Genomic DNA, 16,577 nt, shown 5'->3' on the forward strand with positions numbered 1-16,577 from the left:
GCTATAGTTACCCGGCGATTTCCCGGACGAAACAAAATAACTTGTTACTTCAACTATGCTCGTGGTTGGAAAAAAAACCAATGTTTCAACCGGATAGCCCCCGGTTAAAGTTAGACTACACAAGGCGGTGAGGTGAACACAACTCACTCCACAATTTAGTAAACGAAAGGATGAAACCTCATGTTGAAATGGTCTGTATTATTTCTAATTATTGCACTGGTTGCAGGTATCTTCGGATTCTTCGGTATTGTTGAAGCAGCTGCTTCAATCGCTAAAGTACTCTTCTTCATCTTTGTAGTACTGTTCGTAATCTCCCTCATTACGGGACGCAGCCGAATGCGATAACCTCAAATTCTGAACTGACTGAATGATGATCAACGAATACATACAAAAGCCGATCGTGCTACCAAGCCGATTGGCTTTTGTGCGTTTCAGGCATAGGTCAACTTTTCTATATTATGTATTGCACTCCCTCCTGCTTTATTCCAATTGGCTCGCCCACTGAATCGCTAAAAACAGGACTTTTTTGAGATAGCCAACCCGGTTTTATCCCACCGAAGTATGATATTTACAGGCTTGCTATATACCCACAATTGCGCCAGTTGACACTGGAGAATGCAAGAAAATATTGTTATAATTTGTGATTCATAGGGGAGCTCGCTTGGTTACTTTTAACACAGGACAACAAAATTACATACAAAACCGAGGAGGAAAAACAAATGAAAAAAATCGTAAGTTTTGCCGCTGCTTTAACGTTGATGGGTTCGATGGCTGCCGCTGCTGGTGCTGAGGAAGCGGTTACTGGAACAGTGACTCCGGAAACAGGAACGGAAGCTACTACAACGACAACAACTCCAGCTGTTGAGGTGAACAAACCTGCTGTTGAAACGGTAGAAGGTTCTGCTGAGACGGTAACAGGTACAACAACAGAAACGACAGCCACAGAAGGCACAACAGAAACAGAAACTCCAGCTACGACTACAGATGACAAAATGTTTGAAGAGCCACTTGTAAAACCAGGCGATGAAGTGCTGGTACCTACGATGTTGCTGAACTTGCTTGAGCGCACTTGGTTCTATGATGCACCTAACGGTAAACCAATCGGCGCACTGGGCTCCCAAATCATCGATACAACAGGTGAAGTTGTTGACGGATTCGACGGTGGTGAGTGGGTGCAAGTATACACTTGGAAAGGCAAAGCGTGGATCCACGTTGCCATTCAGTAATATCGTATAATCGTTCTAACGATAAGTAAAGAGGACAGCGCGTATAATCGCAGCTGTCCTCTTTTAATTTCCCAACATGTTCACGCCCTGTTCAAGGGTTTCACGTGACCTCTTCCATCTTCGGTTCCACATGTACATGAACATGCATGATATTATGTGAACGTTTCAACCGCTCTTCCACTCGATCACAGATCTGATGACCTTCAATCAAACTTAGGCCTCCATCCACTTCAATAACCACATCCACAAGTACATGACTGCCATGCACACGTGCCTTCACATCCTTGATCATCTCAACGCCGGGAACCCGAGCCACAGAGGATCTGAGGTCCGTCAGTTCTTTCTGATCAAATCCATCGGTAAGGCGATGTGTTGAATCGCGGAAAATCTCCCACGCCGTCTTGCAAATCAACAGACCTACAGCAATGGCAGCTACTTTATCCAGCCAAGGAAGTCCGAACTGCGCACCTATAATCCCAACTGCAGCGCCTATGCTAACCCAGGCATCCGAACGATTATCTTTGGCAGCAGCCATCAAAGCCTGACTGTTAATTTGTTTAGCCAGACGGTGATTGTAACGATACACACCCAACATCACGACCGCACAGACCACAGCCACCGCTGCCGCCCACAGATTGGGAGCAACAAAGGCTCCTTCATACCAGGAACGAACAGCTTCAACCAACACTTGCAGACCAACCATAGCCATAATAAATGAAGCCACCAAGGCAGCAACAGTTTCCGCTCTAAAATGACCATAGGCATGATCCGAATCAGGTGGTTTCTGGGAGATCCGAAGCCCAATCAGTACAGCAACGGACGCCACAATGTCCGTAAGGTTATTAAAACCATCCGCCAGCAAAGCGCTGGATGCAAATAAATATCCACAGATCAGCTTAAAGGCGGACAAGACGAGATAGGCTACGATGCTAACCCAAGCCCCTCTCTCCCCTTTTCGTATTTCTTCATAAGCGTTCAAACCGGGCGACACTCCTTTAACGTTTCGTATTACGGTTTTTCCATGTTACCAAATGCATAGCGTGTGGGTCTACAGAAACAGTGTTGCCAGGCTGCATTGCTGTAGGCAAGCCGAAACAAAGTTGCCAGATGGCAGAGCTGTAGGTGATGAGAAAGAATGTTGGCCCCGGTAAAACCCAAGGGATTTGAGCATTTTATCAGGTTGCCCTTGTGGGGCTTTTGTAAAACGTATAAAATAGGTACATCCCGTCCAATCTGGACGGCTTACTGTAAGACCGGGAGGGAAATAACGATGAGCGAAAATAACGAACCGAAAAAGGTCAGTTTGCAGGATGCTATACGCCAGAAGCTGGCGCAAAAGAAAGAACAAGCAAATTCCGGTAACCAATCCAGCGCCTACTTTGAAGGCGGACCGAAAGCGATGAAGAGTCAAAACAACAAGAAGCCTAACAACCAACGTCGCCGTACTGGTGGATCTTAGGTCTTAGGACCGCAGAGAAACCCATTGACTGCAAAAAGAACCGCAAGCCCTCTTCACAGAGGCTTGCGGTTCTTTTATGTTCCTATGCATAATGTGCCTGTAGATCAGACTTCGTTTAAGCTTCTACCGGATACATTTTTTTGCGCAGTTCTTTGATTTCATCACTTTCCAGATATTCGTCATAGCTCATTTGGCGATCAATGATGCCGGTCGGCGTAATTTCGATAATCCGGTTAGAGATGGTTTGAATAAACTGATGGTCATGGGATGTAAACAGCATGGTGCCGTCAAAATCAATCATACCATTGTTCAATGCTGTAATGGATTCGAGATCCAAGTGGTTCGTAGGCTCATCCAGAATCAATGCGTTCGCACCAGTCTGCATCATTTTCGCGAGCATACAGCGAACTTTCTCTCCCCCGGAGAGTACACTTGCCTTTTTCAGGGATTCCTCACCTGAGAACAGCATACGTCCCAAGAATCCACGTAGATACGTTTCATCCTGATCTTTGGAATATTGACGGAGCCAATCGACGAGAGTCATGTCTACACCGTCAAAATATTGGGAGTTGTCTTTCGGGAAATAAGCTTGAGTTGTTGTTACGCCCCAAGTGAATTCGCCGCTATCCAATTCCGTTTCACCCATAAGAATATCAAACAATAGTGACTTGGCATTCCCGTTCGGTCCAACAAATGCAATTTTATCGCCTTTGTTCACCACAAAGCTGATATCATTCAGCATGTTCACACCATCAACCGATTTGCTGATGCGATCTACGGTCAATAATTGTTTACCCGCTTCACGCTCAGGCTTGAAGTTGATAAACGGATATTTACGGTTCGAAGGACGAAGGTCATCCAGCGTGATTTTGTCGAGCTGTTTCTTACGGGAAGTCGCCTGCTTCGATTTCGAGGCATTCGCCGAGAAGCGTTGAATAAAGGCTTGCAAGTCTTTAATCTTTTCTTCTTTTTTCTTGTTGGCATCACGCTGCAAAGCAAGTGCCAATTGACTGGATTCGTACCAGAAATCGTAGTTACCTACGTACAACTGGATTTTACCAAAGTCGATATCCGCAATGTGCGTACATACTTTGTTCAGGAAGTGACGGTCATGGGATACGACAATAACAGTACCTTCATAGTCCATCAAGAAGTTCTCCAGCCATTGAATGGATTCGAGATCCAAGTGGTTGGTAGGCTCATCGAGCAACAGGTTGTTTGGACGACCAAACAAGGCTTGTGCAAGCAGAACACGAACTTTTTCGTTTCCGCTCAGTTCAACGATTTTCTTCTCATGCATATCACGATCGATACCCAGACCGATCAGGAGTGCCGCTGCATCCGGCTCAGCATCCCAGCCATTCAACTCGGCAAATTCACCTTCAAGCTCACCTGCACGCAGGCCGTCTTCTTCCGTGAAGTCCGCTTTGGCATACAGCGTATCTTTTTCTTTCATAATGGCATAGAGACGACTATGACCCATAATTACGGTTTCGAGAACCGGATACTCATCATATTCAAAGTGGTTTTGCTTCAAAACGGCCATACGTTCGCCCGGGGTGATGTGCACCTCTCCCGAGTTGGATTCAATTTCACCGGACAAAATTTTCAAGAATGTTGATTTTCCGGCTCCGTTGGCACCGATCAGGCCGTAACAGTTTCCTGGCGTGAATTTGATATTTACATCTTCAAAAAGTGCACGTTTTCCGTAGCGGAGCGTGATGCCGCTTGTACTGATCATTAAGCATACCATCCTTTATTGGTTAATCTGCATACTGCATGAATAGCAAGTTGCGTAAATCATGGATTCAATATCCCGATGCCTATTCTGGCACCATATTATAACACAAAAAAGCGGCAAATTCGAAAATTGGCCGCTTTTTACTTATTAAAGATTTGGTAAATATACTGTTCATGCAGGCATACCCCTACATTAACATATTTGGATCACTTTTGTTAGCCCCGTTTACCTTCCTCGTGGTGAATGCGGAGCGTCTCTCCATGACCAAGCACCCGAATCCGCTCTTTGCCGATGCCAAGCCGCTCACGTTCGACTTCCAGCCGATCCAATGCTTCCTTGGGCGTATCATCCGCCAGCTTGAACGTGCCGTAATGCATCGGCACCATGAGCTGGGAACCGGATTCAACGAATCCTTGCAGCGCTTCTTCAGGTGTCACATGTTGAGAAGTCATGAACCATTCCGGATCGTAGGCACCGATGGGCATCAGGGTAACACCGATGTCAAAGCGCTCTCCAATCGTTTTGAAACCTTGGAAGTAACCTGTATCACCCACAAAATACAAAACAGGCGGGCCGCCTGATGCTTTGGCTGTTTCGTTCTTCCTTGATTCCGTTGATAATTGGTCCTGGTCGCTCGTTGTTGCAGCACTTTCCGCTGCTGAAGTCGTTGCTGGATGATTCAGTTCCAACACATAACCCCCCCAATGGGATGTATTGGTATCGAACAGCGTTCGTCGCGTCCAGTGCTGTGCCGGAACAAAGGTTATTTTGACTCCGCCAAGTGTCATATGATCCCACCATTTCATCTCCTGGCATCGGTGGAACCCTTTGCGAATCATTTTGCGCTTCAGACCATCGGGTACGATCAGCAACGTCTTGGCTGTAATCAGCTTACGCAAGGAAGCCAGATGCAGATGATCATAGTGGGAATGGGATATGAGAATGACATCCAAAGGTGGAATGTCCTGAATCGGAATGCCGGGGGCACCGAGCCTTCGTTGAAATCCCATTTTTTCGGCCCACACCGGGTCAGTCACGATGTTCAATCCATAATATTGAATGAAAAACGTGGAGTGACCAATCCAGGTAATACTCGTGTCATCCCGGTTGGCATGCAGATAATCCAGTTCAGGCGGGTGTTTGGGCACGGTGTAGGAATAGTCCTTCACTTTGCTCCGCCGTTGCTCCCTCCATTGCTTGAATTCCTTCAGCGTTTTGTCCGTACTTACATTATCAATGTTGTTATAACGGATTTTAGGCATGAAAGGGCCCTCCTCCCTTCCTATTTCTTAACAACAGATTACCCCAAATGGGAATGCACGTACCAGCCAATCAATCCTGCGGATTTTTGCATACAGCCAGATACACGAACAGAAAGGCAATCGCAGCGATAATAATGAGTGGTGGGGCGTACATAATGGTGAATGTCTCAAAAAAGCTCAATCCGGTTATACCCGGTATGCCCGTGACTCCCTCAGTAGATAGTGGATGCAGCAAGGGAGACATGAGTAAGAACATGTTCAGCAGCATGAACAGACTCATCCTTTCTTTTTACCAGAATTACCGCGTACATAATTGGCATCAAACAGGAATAGCTTCATAATCAGCACAAGTGAAGGAATGAGCACAAGCAGCCCCAGGCTGAACGCCGTAATCAGCGCAATCCCCATCGTTCGATTCGTAAAGCTGTCGTAAATATTAATGTAGGGATACAGGATATACGGAAGGTGAGATCGCCCGTAACCATACCAGGCAAAGGCGAACTGAAGCATGACAGAGATAAAGCACCAGCCCAGATATCTGCGTTTCCACACCAGCGACACCGCAATGACAAAACATATAAACGAAGCGATGAACATCCATGAGATATTCACCATCTGCTCAAAGTGTGCGGGATTCTGTTTGTTAATCTGCAGAAAAGCTAGAAAGCTCGCGAAAATAGTCGGCAAGCTCCAGAGCAGTGCATACTCTCGAAGTACCTCGAATGCCTCCTCATCCCCCGCTCGCTTCGCATAGTAGGAAAGAAACATCGCCGAGATGTACAGCACACTAACCAGTGCAAGCAAAACAACCGACCATGTATAGGGATTCGTCAGAAATTCACGCCAGCGAAAAAACACCTGATCGCCCACCTCTTCAATGATCCCGCCTTCGGATATCGCCAAAATGGTGGAGAACACGGCTGGAATCAGTAATCCCGTCGCTCCATACAATGCCATGTAGATTCGGCTGTTCTTCCCATGGTTGCCATAAGTATTGTAGGCGTAATACACGCCCCGGATGGCAAGCAGTACAATGGCCAGGGAACCTGGAACCAGCAAAGCTGTCCCGTAATAAAAGGCGCTGTCCGGATAAAATCCGACCAGTCCGACCACAAAAAAGATCAGAAACACATTCGTCACTTCCCACACGGGAGACAGGTAGCGTTGAATGATGTTATGAATTTTGTTCTCGTGCCCGGTCAATATGCTGTAAAAGCTGAAAAAACCAGCACCGAAATCAATCGAAGCGACGATCAGATATCCGAACAAAAACGTCCACAATATCGCAATGCCTGCAATTTCGAAACTCAATGCACGATCCCTCCTTCAAGCCCCAGAGACTCCAGTTCCTTCTCTGCTTCCTTGTTACGGAACAGCTTGCTAAGTACCCGGATGCACGAGAAACACAGAATCAGATACAGCAAGATGAACAACACCAGCATCCACCCTACCGAAGTAGACGTCGTGGCCGCTTCTGACACCTTCATGTACCCTCGTAAAATCCAGGGCTGCCTGCCGACTTCAGCGAACATCCACCCGAGCTCGATGGCAATCATGGCGAGTGGACCCAGCAAGACAATGCCGAGCAGCAGCCATTTGGGATATGGCTTACGCCCTGGCAACCAGCGCCGCAGTACATATAACACAGGAATCATCAGGATGATCACTCCGGTTGTGACCTTCAGATCGAACATATAGTGAATAGACAACGGTGGTCTCAGATCCGCCGGAAACTCTTCGAGACCCTTCACTTCCGTATCTGGTCGATTTCCCGCCAAAATGCTAAGGGCATAGGGAATCTCAATGGCGTATTTCACCTCATTGTTCTCATCCAGAATGCCGCCATAGACGAGCGGTGCCTTCTTCATTGTCTTGAAATGCCATTCTGCGGCAGCCAGCTTCTCCGGCTGATACTTCGCCAGAAATTTACCGGAGGAGTCTCCGATCATGACGGTGCTGATGGCAAATACGAGGGCAGACACCGTCGTGAGTTTCAGTGCTTTTTTGTAATAGACATGGTCCCGTCCCCGGAGCAAACTGAAGGCGGCGATCCCCGCTAGGATACCTGCACTCAGGGTGTAGGATGAGGCGAGTACATGGGACACCTTGGTTGGTGTCGCCGGATTCAACATCGCAGCAATCGGATGGATATCCTTCATGATGCCATTAATCAGGGTGAATCCCTGAGGCTGGTTCATGAAAGAATTCACCGTTGTAATGAATATCGCAGATGCAGATGATCCGAGAGCTACCGGAATTAACAGCAGCATATGCGTATATTTCTTTTTGAAACGATCCCACGTATAGAGGTAAATCCCAAGAAATATCGCCTCGATAAAAAAAGCGAACGTCTCCATAAACAGCGGCAACGCAATCGCCTGACCCGCTACCCGCATAAACATCGGCCACAGCAGACTGAGTTGTAATCCGATGGAGGTGCCTGTAACGACGCCAACGGCAACGGTGATGACAAAACCTCGGGCCCAACGGCGTGCCAGCAGGGTGTAATGCATATCATTGGTTCGTAGCCCTCGCCACTCGGCCAAGGCAATCATGAGGGGAACGCCTACACCAATGGAGGCAAAAATGATATGCACAAACAGGGTCAGACCGGTCAGTATCCGGCTGAGCAAAACAGGGTCCAGGGATGACATGGTTACACTCCTCTTTCACATAATCGTTTATGTACGACAGCAGATCACTCTGCATGAACGTGTATCTCAATAACTCATGATTCGAATAATGCTTTTCACCACGGCATACAGTACAACCACAGCTGCGACCAGACAGACGATGATGAGTGTTTTCTCTTGTTTACGGAACATATAGCTGCCGTCCTCCTTTGGCATGGGATGCAAATTATGGCTCTATATACAGTGTGCAAAAGAATAGGTTTTTTTATCCGGGACAATGAAAAAACAAAAAAAGCCTTTACCTCTCATCACGCTTGCGCGCTGAAAGGCAAAGGCTCTCTATCCAGTAGATTATCGTAACCAATGTTCATAAAAAGTGAAACGAAACCCCTTAATCCGTAATAATCCTGTTTACAGCACGACGTCCTGCTTCGGCAGTCGAACCTTGAATGTGCTTCCTTTGTCGGGTGCAGATATGAAGGACAGTGTACCATTGTGATCCTCTACAATTTTGCGGGAAATGTACAATCCGATTCCTGTTCCACCAATCTGTCGATGATCCGAATTATCCACACGATAGAATTTGTTGAACAACATGTCCTTCTCTTTCTCGTCAATACCTATTCCGTAATCACGCACATCGATACATAACCATTCCTCTTCTTCCCATAACGTAACATCAATTCGGTCCGCTCCCGGAGAGTATTTGACCGCATTACCCACCAGATTGTGAAGAACTTGAACCATCCTGTTCTGGTCAGCATAAGCAAAAAAGTCCCCATTAAACGTATGAACATGGATTCGCTGAACGGATTTCATATTCCACTGATCAACTACGCCTTCTACCAGTTCAACCAGCGGTACATAAGTCATATGGTAGGTCATACCTTCATTGTCGAGGCGCTGAATATCAAGCACATCATCCAGTAAACTGCTCAGCCGCATGCCCTCTGAGGAGATGGTCTGCATGAATTCCTGCCTTTGAGCTGCCGGAAGGTCATACATCATCATTAATTCCACATATCCCATAATGGTGGCTACAGGTGTTCGAAGCTCATGAGATACCACACTGATCAGCTCATTCTTCATCCGATCCAGTCGCTCCTCTCCTGTCCGGTCACGGAAGACCAGCAGGAATCCATGATTTTTACCCGGGACATCCATCTGCTTCATGTACAAGGAAAATACACTTTTCTCTACATTGTTAAAAATAAATTCAGTCTCGATAAATGCCGTTTCCCCATTCAGGAATGCTCTCGTCTGTTCCATCAGATTAAAGTTGTCCGTCAACACCATCGTGTCAATCGCCTGAGCCAAATCTTCAATGGATCTGCCCAGAAAATCACCCAGGCCAAACATCTCTTCTATCCTTCGGTTGACGATGGTGATGGTTCCTGATCGATCAGACATGACAAGACCTTCCCGCACGGATTCAATAAATTGTTCACTGATATCCCGCTGTTCCTGAATGGCAATCTTTTCATGTAACAGCTCCGAATTCAGCTTTTCCAGCGCAAGGGCATGACGCACACGGTCTTCTTCTGCTCTGGTCCGCTCCGTAATATCCTTAATAAACAGGTTATATAACGTCTCATTCTTGCCGAGCTGGATTTCAACAATTTTGTACTCAATCGGAAAGACGGAACCATCCTGGCGAATACCTGAAATCTCATCTACAATCGTGTATCTCTTACCTTCAACATATTCGAATCGCTCCAGTAATGACTTGATCTCCATGCAGCTTGCGCCTTGAAAAAGAGTCGGTGCTTCCTTCAGCAGGATCACTTCTTCCCGAAGCAATCCAAACATTCTTTCGGCCTCCGGATTAAACTCAACGATGATTCCATTGGAATCCACAGCGATAATCGCATCAATTGACGATTCAATAATGGCACGTTTGACTTCTTCACTATTCTTGAGCTCTTTGGTTCGCTCTATGACCCTGTCCTCCAGCGTTAACTTGTCATGACGGATCTGTTCGAATTGTTCCAGCAGTACATCAGCCATTTTGCGCAAATTACCAATAAGAATCTGCACTTCGGTTACATGGCTGGTTGGCCATTCCATCTTCCCATTTCGAAACAGCAGTCTCGGAAGAGAACCTGTCATCCTGGTTAGTCTTAACAGCGGGCTAACCACCTTGCTGCTCAGAGGAGCCGCCACAATCATGGAAGCAACGATAATGATGAACAGGGATTGCAGCGTGGACAGGTAGATCGATTCTATTCGGGAATAATACTTGGACGAGCTGGTCTCAATGAATACCCGATAAGGCGTTAGATTTGTCATCTCCGCTTCATAGATGAAAGATGCCTGTTTCCAATGATTCAATACATCGCTGTAATGGATATTTTCGGATCTTAACAGGATGAGATTATCCCTCGACTTTAGAAGACTGAATCTGTCCATGTCCAGGTACTCGCCATCCTGAAGTGTATTCAAACCAGAAGCGACGACTGTATCATTTCGATCCAGCAGAATCACATTCACGCCCAGAAGATGATGATAACGCACCATATTCTGATTCATATTCTCCGAGGTAACATACTGTTCGTCCAGATCCTGAACAACGGCACTCGCGGCATGTTTCATATCACGTATAATGGCATCATTCATTTGACTCAATTGTCTGCGGCTATCCGCGGATAACAATAGAAGAGAAACAAATACCACGAAGGCGACTACGTATTTAAACGCAATTCTGGTGAGTGGAATGGTTCCTGTGCGCTTTGATTTGTGCTCACCCATAGTAATCCAGAAATCCACCACAATACCCGCGATCAGCGCATTCACCATGCCAATCACGGCAATATACATATACTCATACTTCAAATCTCTTATATCCAGGCCCAATAGATAATGTCCGCAATAAATGACGGGAAGAAGCATCACTACCCAGAAGACAGCATTAGCCTTGATTAGGCTGCCATTCTTCCAACGCAACTGCCAACCGAGCATCCAGATCAGTTCAATGAAATGAGCAATCGTTACCGTCAAATTCCGCGGCTCGAAGCCGACAATCGTGGTATTCAGCAGATGGATGACTGTAAGGGTTACAAATCCATAGATAGCCCCATGCAGACGAAGAGCAATGAGTGCTGCTGCGCTACCAACCATAAACTGTACACCATAGAATAAGGTCAGTGGAAAAATAGTGCTTAGTGAGCCAAGAATGATCAGAATGCTGGTTCCAAACCAGGGTATTCTTAGCTTCAACACGACCCACTCCAGCAGTTGGCTTGCCTTTATACGATCCATAAGCAACTGCCCTCGAGGCTGATTTTTTGTTCTGTATTTAACAACAACGTTGGTTCCCCCTATAAACTTAAGCGGATACAATCTACTTTTTTTCCCTCAAATCGTTCTGATCCATTATACTGTAATTAGTACTTGTTGTAGCTTTGGGAAATTCTGATCGCTCGGCAAACAAACTGCATTCATGCTAAAATATTGAAGTTCATCTAAAAAGCCTGCTTCCTACCTACATATACTTCCTATATTTTGGGATAGAAACATTAAAAATTTTGCAGTATTTTTTAGCAAATCACAGCTTTTTTTTAGTATTTTCTTAACACATTATTTTCACCAGGAGTGTGACCCTATGACGATCAAAGTACTTCTTATAGAAGATGAGAAAAATCTGGCTGACATGATTGCTTTCTTTCTTGAGGAGGAAGGATACATCACTGAACGGGTTCATCATGCCCGCGAGGCACTTCAACTGTTCCCACAATTTCAGCCGGATATTGTTGTAACGGACCTGATGCTTCCTGAGACGGATGGAAATGATCTCGTAGAAGCATTCCGCCAGCACTCCACTGTCCCCATTCTAATGATCTCGGCAAGCACGATGCTGAATGATCGACTTCGCGCATTACATAATGGAGCGGATGACTTTCTGTGCAAGCCATTCAGCTTGAAAGAGCTGGACGCCAGAATTAAAGCACTGCTGCGCAGATCCATCATTTCCTATCACGACAAACCAGTTAAGGAAGACAAGCAGGCAGAGGTTACTGGACATGTGAATGTTAATGAGTACAGAAGAACGCTGTTTGTGGATGGTGTTGAAATCGAGGTCACTCATATTGAGTTTGAAATTATGAAGGAATTGTACCGGAATCCGGGTAAAGTGTTCACCCGCAATGAACTGATGGATCGAATCAAAGGCTCCGAACGCGCCTATCTGGATCGTACCATTGATGTTCATATCTCAAGCCTGCGTAAAAAAATCGAGCCTGACCCCAAGAACCCCCGTTATATCAAAACGGTGTGGGGAACAGGCTATAAATACGTGATCTAATTCGATCGTAACGATTAAACTTACTAACCTATGGCTATATTCCCTCTCTTATCTCATGGATAAGATGGGAGGTATGGCTATTTGTGATTCATATACGGAGGAATGCAACCACTGCTCCATGTCCTTGATCAGCTGATGCGGTTCTTGCTCGTTCCAGAGAATCATCTTCACCTCACCTGTACCTGTTATCTGTTGCAAGTGTCGCTTCCGAATCAGCGATTTGAAATCCGTAATGACCAGTAACGGAATCTGAGGCATAAACGCCCGGATGGCCTTCGCCGCCGCCACCGCTTCTTCGGCAATCTGATAATCAACAATACAATAACGGGAGTTTTCCCAACTTCCCCGGTGTGTTTCTATCACTGAACCGGATGGTGCATCCTCCATCCATTCCCTGAACAATTGAATAATATTTTCATATGCAATACGACGTTTTCCATCCGAGAGCACGGTAATAGGTTCCATAGGTATAACCTCCAGTTGATTCTTACCTTTATATTGTGCCAACTTACGTTTAAAAATGTTACTGCGTGAACATGAAAGAAGTGTTAACAAATTTCGTACTTCTTCACACTAAGTGTCAGTCTCGTCCACTTCGCTACTCGATGATTTCGCAGATTCCACACATTGATGTAAAATAGAGAAATACCCGTGTGATTTAATTTACGGGAAGTTAAAGATGAATTTGGTATTATAGGAGGTTACACACTGATGAATATTGTTTCCATTGAACCAACACCAAGTCCAAATACGATGATGCTACATCTCGATGAACGTCTGGAGGACGGAATTCGCAAAACATATACACTGGACAACGAACGATCCGCTCCGGCTTTCATTCGCCAGATGCTTCATATTCCCGGCGTAAAGAGTGTATTCCACACAACAGACTTTGTAGCGCTCGATCGTAAAGGAAATGCAGACTGGTCCGTTATTCTGGGCGAAGTCCAGAATCGCCTTGGACAACAAGGCATTGATCTGGACTGGATTGAATCAGAAGATGGTTCAGGCGAGCACTTCGGAGAGGCACAGGTATTCGTACAATTTTTCCGTGGCGTACCCATGCAGATCAGGGTCAAGGCCGGAGCCAAGGAAGAACGAATCTCATTGTCGGACCGCTTTGTCAAAGCCGTAACGGAAGTCGCCAGTGCGACGATGATCAAAGAACGCAAACTGAGTGATTATGGTGTTCGATATGGCGATTTACCGGACATTGCACGTGAAGTCGAACAGGAACTCGAAGCTGCTTTCCCGCCAGAACGACTGGAGCAGGTCATCAAACAAGCGATTGAACATGGTACCAAAGCAGAAGAGTTCGTTGAACGCCGTCGTGAATTGGATGGAGCTGAACTGGAAGAGGCCCTGCGAAACGAGGACTGGAATGTCCGCTATGCGGCATTTGACGGCATGGAGCCTACGGCAGAAAGACTGCCCCTCGTAGCCCATGCCCTGCATGACAACAAAATGCAGATTCGCCGCTTGGCCGTGGTATACCTGGGTGACATTCGTAAACCGGAAGCGATGGAATTGCTGTATGAAGCACTCCAGGACAGTTCACCTGCGGTACGCCGTACGGCCGGGGATACCTTGTCTGATATCGGTGATCCTGCCGCTACTCCAGCCATGACAGCAACGTTATCCGATAAAAGTAAACTTGTACGCTGGCGTGCAGCACGTTTCCTATATGAGGTTGGAACAGAAGAAGCAGAACAAGCGTTACGAATTGCAGCCGATGATCCCGAATTTGAAGTCAGCCTTCAAGCCAAGATGGCTCTGGAGCGGATCGAATCGGGCGAACAGGCTGCTGGAACGGTATGGCAGCAGATGGCTGGCCGTAACAAGAAAGAGGAATAGTCGTCCCCCAGACCTCACATCCAACAATTGTTATTGCACTGGAAAACCATGCGCGTTATACTAATTGTCTGTTTACTAAACAGGACACAGCGTGTTAAGTTGTGTTGATTATAATTTCATAGACAATAGATACACCTCATCCATTGATGGTGAGGTAGAGGTCGCGGGTGCGATCAGTACGCTGAAGGAGGCGCTAAGGAGCCGCTTATGATATCAGCCGAAAGGTGTACCCGCCGAAGCTCACTGGACGTTCCTTACACGGTCCGGTGTGCTGGGGCTGCTGTCGAAAGGCGCAGAACTGTCACGGAAGTACATTTCCTTTATATAAAGGTATGAATTCTTCTGTGTTGAGCTATCTTAATCATCTGGGACATGGTGCGGACATTGAAATATTAAAGACCGCAGGCTGATGCCTGTGGTCTTTTTGTTTATGAATTCAGTATTGCAAACATCAGTATATCGAATGAAGGAGTGTTTCCATGCAAGACCGCAGTAACCCAACAACAACCGGACCTTCCCTGAAAAAAGGATTACGCGCACGCCATATGACCATGATCGCCCTCGGTGGCTCCATTGGTACCGGGCTGTTCCTCGCAAGTGGTACCGCCATCTCAACCGCAGGCCCTGGTGGAGCTTTAATTGCCTATGCGGCTGTCGGCATTATGGTCTATTTCCTAATGACCAGCCTTGGTGAGCTTGCTACCTTTATGCCGGACTCCGGTTCATTTAATACGTATGCCGCACGTTTTGTCGATCCCGCCCTCGGGTTCGCGATGGGCTGGAACTTCTGGTACAACTGGGCAGTAACCATTGCAGCAGAGCTTGCTGCCGCTACTGTACTCATTAAGTACTGGTTCCCCGACAGTTCATCCATGTTATGGAGCTTATTGTTCCTCGTACTGATCTTTGCCTTGAACGTACTGTCGGTCAAAGGCTACGGGGAGTCCGAGTACTGGTTCGCCATTATCAAAGTTGCTACCGTAATCATCTTCCTGGCCGTTGGTGTGCTCATGATCTTCGGTATTATGGGCGGAGAAGCGGTTGGTTTCAGTAACTTCACCATCGGTGATGCGCCTATCCATGGCGGATTCTTCGCCGTGCTTGGTGTATTCATGGCCGCGGGATTCTCATTCCAGGGTACAGAGCTTATCGGTGTAGCCGCTGGTGAAAGTGAAAACCCGCGCGAGAATGTCCCTCGTGCAATTCGTCAGGTATTCTGGCGCATTCTGATTTTTTACATTTTGGCGATTACCGTGATCAGTCTGATCATCCCGTACACTCATCCGAACCTGCTCAAAGGTGATTTGGAAAATATCGGGGTTAGCCCGTTCACGTTGGTGTTTGAAAAAGCCGGACTCGCCATTGCGGCTTCCGTCATGAATGCCGTTATTCTAACTTCCGTACTCTCTGCCGGTAACTCAGGCATGTATGCTTCGAGCCGGGTTCTCTATGCCCTTGCCCGAGATGGTAAAGCTCCTCGTTTCCTCGGCAAGTTGAACAAAAAAGGCATTCCCATGAATGCCCTGTTGCTCACGACTGCCGTTGGTATGTTGGCTTTCCTTGCCTCCCTGTTCGGCGATGGCATCGTGTATACCTGGTTGCTGAATGCATCCGGTATGTGTGGTTTTATCACGTGGCTCGGGATCGCCATAAGTCATTATCGCTTCCGCCGTGCATATGTTGCACAAGGCAGAGACCTGAGCGATCTGCCTTACCGGGCACGTTGGTTCCCGTTTGGGCCCATCTTCGCTTTTGTCCTCTGTATCGTTGTGATTATTGGACAGAACTACCAGGCATTCACCGGTGACCAGATCGACTGGAGTGGAGCCATCGTCGCCTACTTGAGCGTACCGCTGTTCCTGGTGTTGTGGCTCGGTTACAAATGGATCAAGAAGACCAAAGTGGTGCCGTTGCAGGAATGTGATTTCACACCTACCGATTCACCAACTGATAAATAGTGGCTTTTTAACAAAACATCCCCGTGGCGTTGCAGTTTTTCTACTGTGGCGATACGGGGATGTTTTGTTTTTGGGACGGCTCTCCACTATAAACATTCCCGTATGTCCTTTCGTCCCTGTCCATATTTTGTATAGGTCGGTAAG

Annotated in this window: 14 protein-coding genes and 1 riboswitch; of the genes, 6 read left to right on the forward strand and 8 right to left on the reverse strand. The window is 46.7% G+C overall.

Features of this window, described 5'->3' with window-relative positions; genetic code table 11:
* Positions 1–180 precede the first annotated feature (180 nt).
* Both OM416_RS21900 and OM416_RS21905 read left to right on the forward strand, forming a co-directional pair.
* Complete coding sequence (locus tag OM416_RS21900; protein WP_017692264.1) at positions 181–345, forward strand: DUF1328 domain-containing protein; 165 nt, start codon at positions 181–183, stop codon at positions 343–345.
* A gap of 374 nt (positions 346–719) precedes the next feature.
* On the forward strand, positions 720–1,226 hold the full coding sequence (locus OM416_RS21905; RefSeq protein ID WP_264932984.1) for a hypothetical protein: 507 nt from the start codon (positions 720–722) through the stop codon (positions 1,224–1,226).
* A gap of 100 nt (positions 1,227–1,326) precedes the next feature.
* On the opposite strand, the gene OM416_RS21910 is transcribed toward OM416_RS21905, so the two are convergent.
* Complete coding sequence (locus OM416_RS21910; protein WP_264932986.1) at positions 1,327–2,205, reverse strand: cation diffusion facilitator family transporter; 879 nt, start codon at positions 2,203–2,205, stop codon at positions 1,327–1,329.
* Between the two features lie 291 nt (positions 2,206–2,496).
* On the opposite strand from OM416_RS21910, the gene OM416_RS21915 reads away from it, so the two are divergent.
* Positions 2,497–2,685: a hypothetical protein gene (locus tag OM416_RS21915; protein WP_017692261.1), complete on the forward strand. Its 189-nt coding sequence runs from the start codon at positions 2,497–2,499 to the stop codon at positions 2,683–2,685.
* Positions 2,686–2,800: 115 nt separating this feature from the next.
* Here the strand turns inward: OM416_RS21915 and OM416_RS21920 are convergent, their stop codons facing one another.
* The 6 genes from OM416_RS21920 to OM416_RS21945 form a co-directional block, all read right to left on the reverse strand.
* A complete protein-coding gene (locus OM416_RS21920) occupies positions 2,801–4,426 on the reverse strand; it encodes an ABC-F family ATP-binding cassette domain-containing protein (RefSeq protein ID WP_017692260.1) in 1,626 nt (541 codons plus the stop codon).
* 215 nt (positions 4,427–4,641) lie between these two features.
* Entirely contained in the window at positions 4,642–5,688 is a 1,047-nt protein-coding gene (locus OM416_RS21925; protein ID WP_264932990.1) for an MBL fold metallo-hydrolase, read from the reverse strand.
* Between the two features lie 70 nt (positions 5,689–5,758).
* Positions 5,759–5,956 carry a cytochrome bd oxidase small subunit CydS gene (gene cydS / locus OM416_RS21930; RefSeq protein ID WP_264932992.1) on the reverse strand — a complete coding sequence of 66 codons (198 nt, stop codon included), beginning with the start codon at positions 5,954–5,956 and terminating at the stop codon, positions 5,759–5,761.
* Between the two features lie 8 nt (positions 5,957–5,964).
* Positions 5,965–6,999 carry a cytochrome d ubiquinol oxidase subunit II gene (locus OM416_RS21935; RefSeq protein ID WP_264932994.1) on the reverse strand — a complete coding sequence of 345 codons (1,035 nt, stop codon included), beginning with the start codon at positions 6,997–6,999 and terminating at the stop codon, positions 5,965–5,967.
* The gene (locus OM416_RS21940; protein WP_264932996.1) at positions 6,996–8,342 is read right to left on the reverse strand and encodes a cytochrome ubiquinol oxidase subunit I; all 1,347 of its coding nucleotides are present in this window, start codon (positions 8,340–8,342) and stop codon (positions 6,996–6,998) included. Before OM416_RS21940 ends, OM416_RS21935 begins: the two co-directional genes overlap by 4 nt.
* A 390-nt stretch (positions 8,343–8,732) precedes the next feature.
* Positions 8,733–11,579, reverse strand: a complete 2,847-nt coding sequence (locus OM416_RS21945; protein WP_264932998.1) for a PAS domain-containing sensor histidine kinase — start codon at positions 11,577–11,579, stop codon at positions 8,733–8,735.
* 343 nt (positions 11,580–11,922) lie between these two features.
* Here OM416_RS21945 and OM416_RS21950 point away from each other — a divergent pair, with 343 nt between their 5' ends.
* On the forward strand, positions 11,923–12,621 hold the full coding sequence (locus OM416_RS21950) for a response regulator transcription factor (RefSeq protein ID WP_264933000.1): 699 nt from the start codon (positions 11,923–11,925) through the stop codon (positions 12,619–12,621).
* A 48-nt stretch (positions 12,622–12,669) separates the two neighbouring features.
* Here the strand turns inward: OM416_RS21950 and OM416_RS21955 are convergent, their stop codons facing one another.
* On the reverse strand, positions 12,670–13,086 hold the full coding sequence (locus OM416_RS21955) for a hypothetical protein (RefSeq protein ID WP_264933002.1): 417 nt from the start codon (positions 13,084–13,086) through the stop codon (positions 12,670–12,672).
* 246 nt (positions 13,087–13,332) lie between these two features.
* On the opposite strand from OM416_RS21955, the gene OM416_RS21960 reads away from it, so the two are divergent.
* Both OM416_RS21960 and OM416_RS21965 read left to right on the forward strand, forming a co-directional pair.
* Positions 13,333–14,475 (forward strand): virulence factor, encoded by a 1,143-nt coding sequence (locus OM416_RS21960; RefSeq protein ID WP_264933004.1) that lies wholly within the window; start codon positions 13,333–13,335, stop codon positions 14,473–14,475.
* A 147-nt stretch (positions 14,476–14,622) separates the two neighbouring features.
* A riboswitch (Lysine riboswitch) is annotated at positions 14,623–14,838 on the forward strand.
* Between the two features lie 116 nt (positions 14,839–14,954).
* The gene (locus OM416_RS21965) at positions 14,955–16,433 is read left to right on the forward strand and encodes an amino acid permease (RefSeq protein WP_264933006.1); all 1,479 of its coding nucleotides are present in this window, start codon (positions 14,955–14,957) and stop codon (positions 16,431–16,433) included.
* The last annotated feature ends 144 nt before the right edge of the window (positions 16,434–16,577 follow it).

It is taken from the genome of Paenibacillus sp. LS1 (assembly GCF_026013365.1).
In the GTDB taxonomy this organism is placed as follows: Bacteria; Bacillota; Bacilli; order Paenibacillales; family Paenibacillaceae; genus Paenibacillus.

Coding starts and splice junctions, on each gene's coding strand:
- OM416_RS21900 (WP_017692264.1), top strand. CDS start 181: ATGTTGAAATGGTCTGTATTATTTCTAATTATTGCACTGGTTGCAGGT.
- OM416_RS21905 (WP_264932984.1), top strand. CDS start 720: ATGAAAAAAATCGTAAGTTTTGCCGCTGCTTTAACGTTGATGGGTTCG.
- OM416_RS21915 (WP_017692261.1), top strand. CDS start 2,497: ATGAGCGAAAATAACGAACCGAAAAAGGTCAGTTTGCAGGATGCTATA.
- OM416_RS21920 (WP_017692260.1), bottom strand. CDS start 4,426: ATGATCAGTACAAGCGGCATCACGCTCCGCTACGGAAAACGTGCACTT.
- OM416_RS21925 (WP_264932990.1), bottom strand. CDS start 5,688: ATGCCTAAAATCCGTTATAACAACATTGATAATGTAAGTACGGACAAA.
- cydS (WP_264932992.1), bottom strand. CDS start 5,956: ATGCTGCTGAACATGTTCTTACTCATGTCTCCCTTGCTGCATCCACTA.
- OM416_RS21940 (WP_264932996.1), bottom strand. CDS start 8,342: ATGTCATCCCTGGACCCTGTTTTGCTCAGCCGGATACTGACCGGTCTG.
- OM416_RS21945 (WP_264932998.1), bottom strand. CDS start 11,579: ATGGATCGTATAAAGGCAAGCCAACTGCTGGAGTGGGTCGTGTTGAAG.
- OM416_RS21950 (WP_264933000.1), top strand. CDS start 11,923: ATGACGATCAAAGTACTTCTTATAGAAGATGAGAAAAATCTGGCTGAC.
- OM416_RS21955 (WP_264933002.1), bottom strand. CDS start 13,086: ATGGAACCTATTACCGTGCTCTCGGATGGAAAACGTCGTATTGCATAT.
- OM416_RS21960 (WP_264933004.1), top strand. CDS start 13,333: ATGAATATTGTTTCCATTGAACCAACACCAAGTCCAAATACGATGATG.
- OM416_RS21965 (WP_264933006.1), top strand. CDS start 14,955: ATGCAAGACCGCAGTAACCCAACAACAACCGGACCTTCCCTGAAAAAA.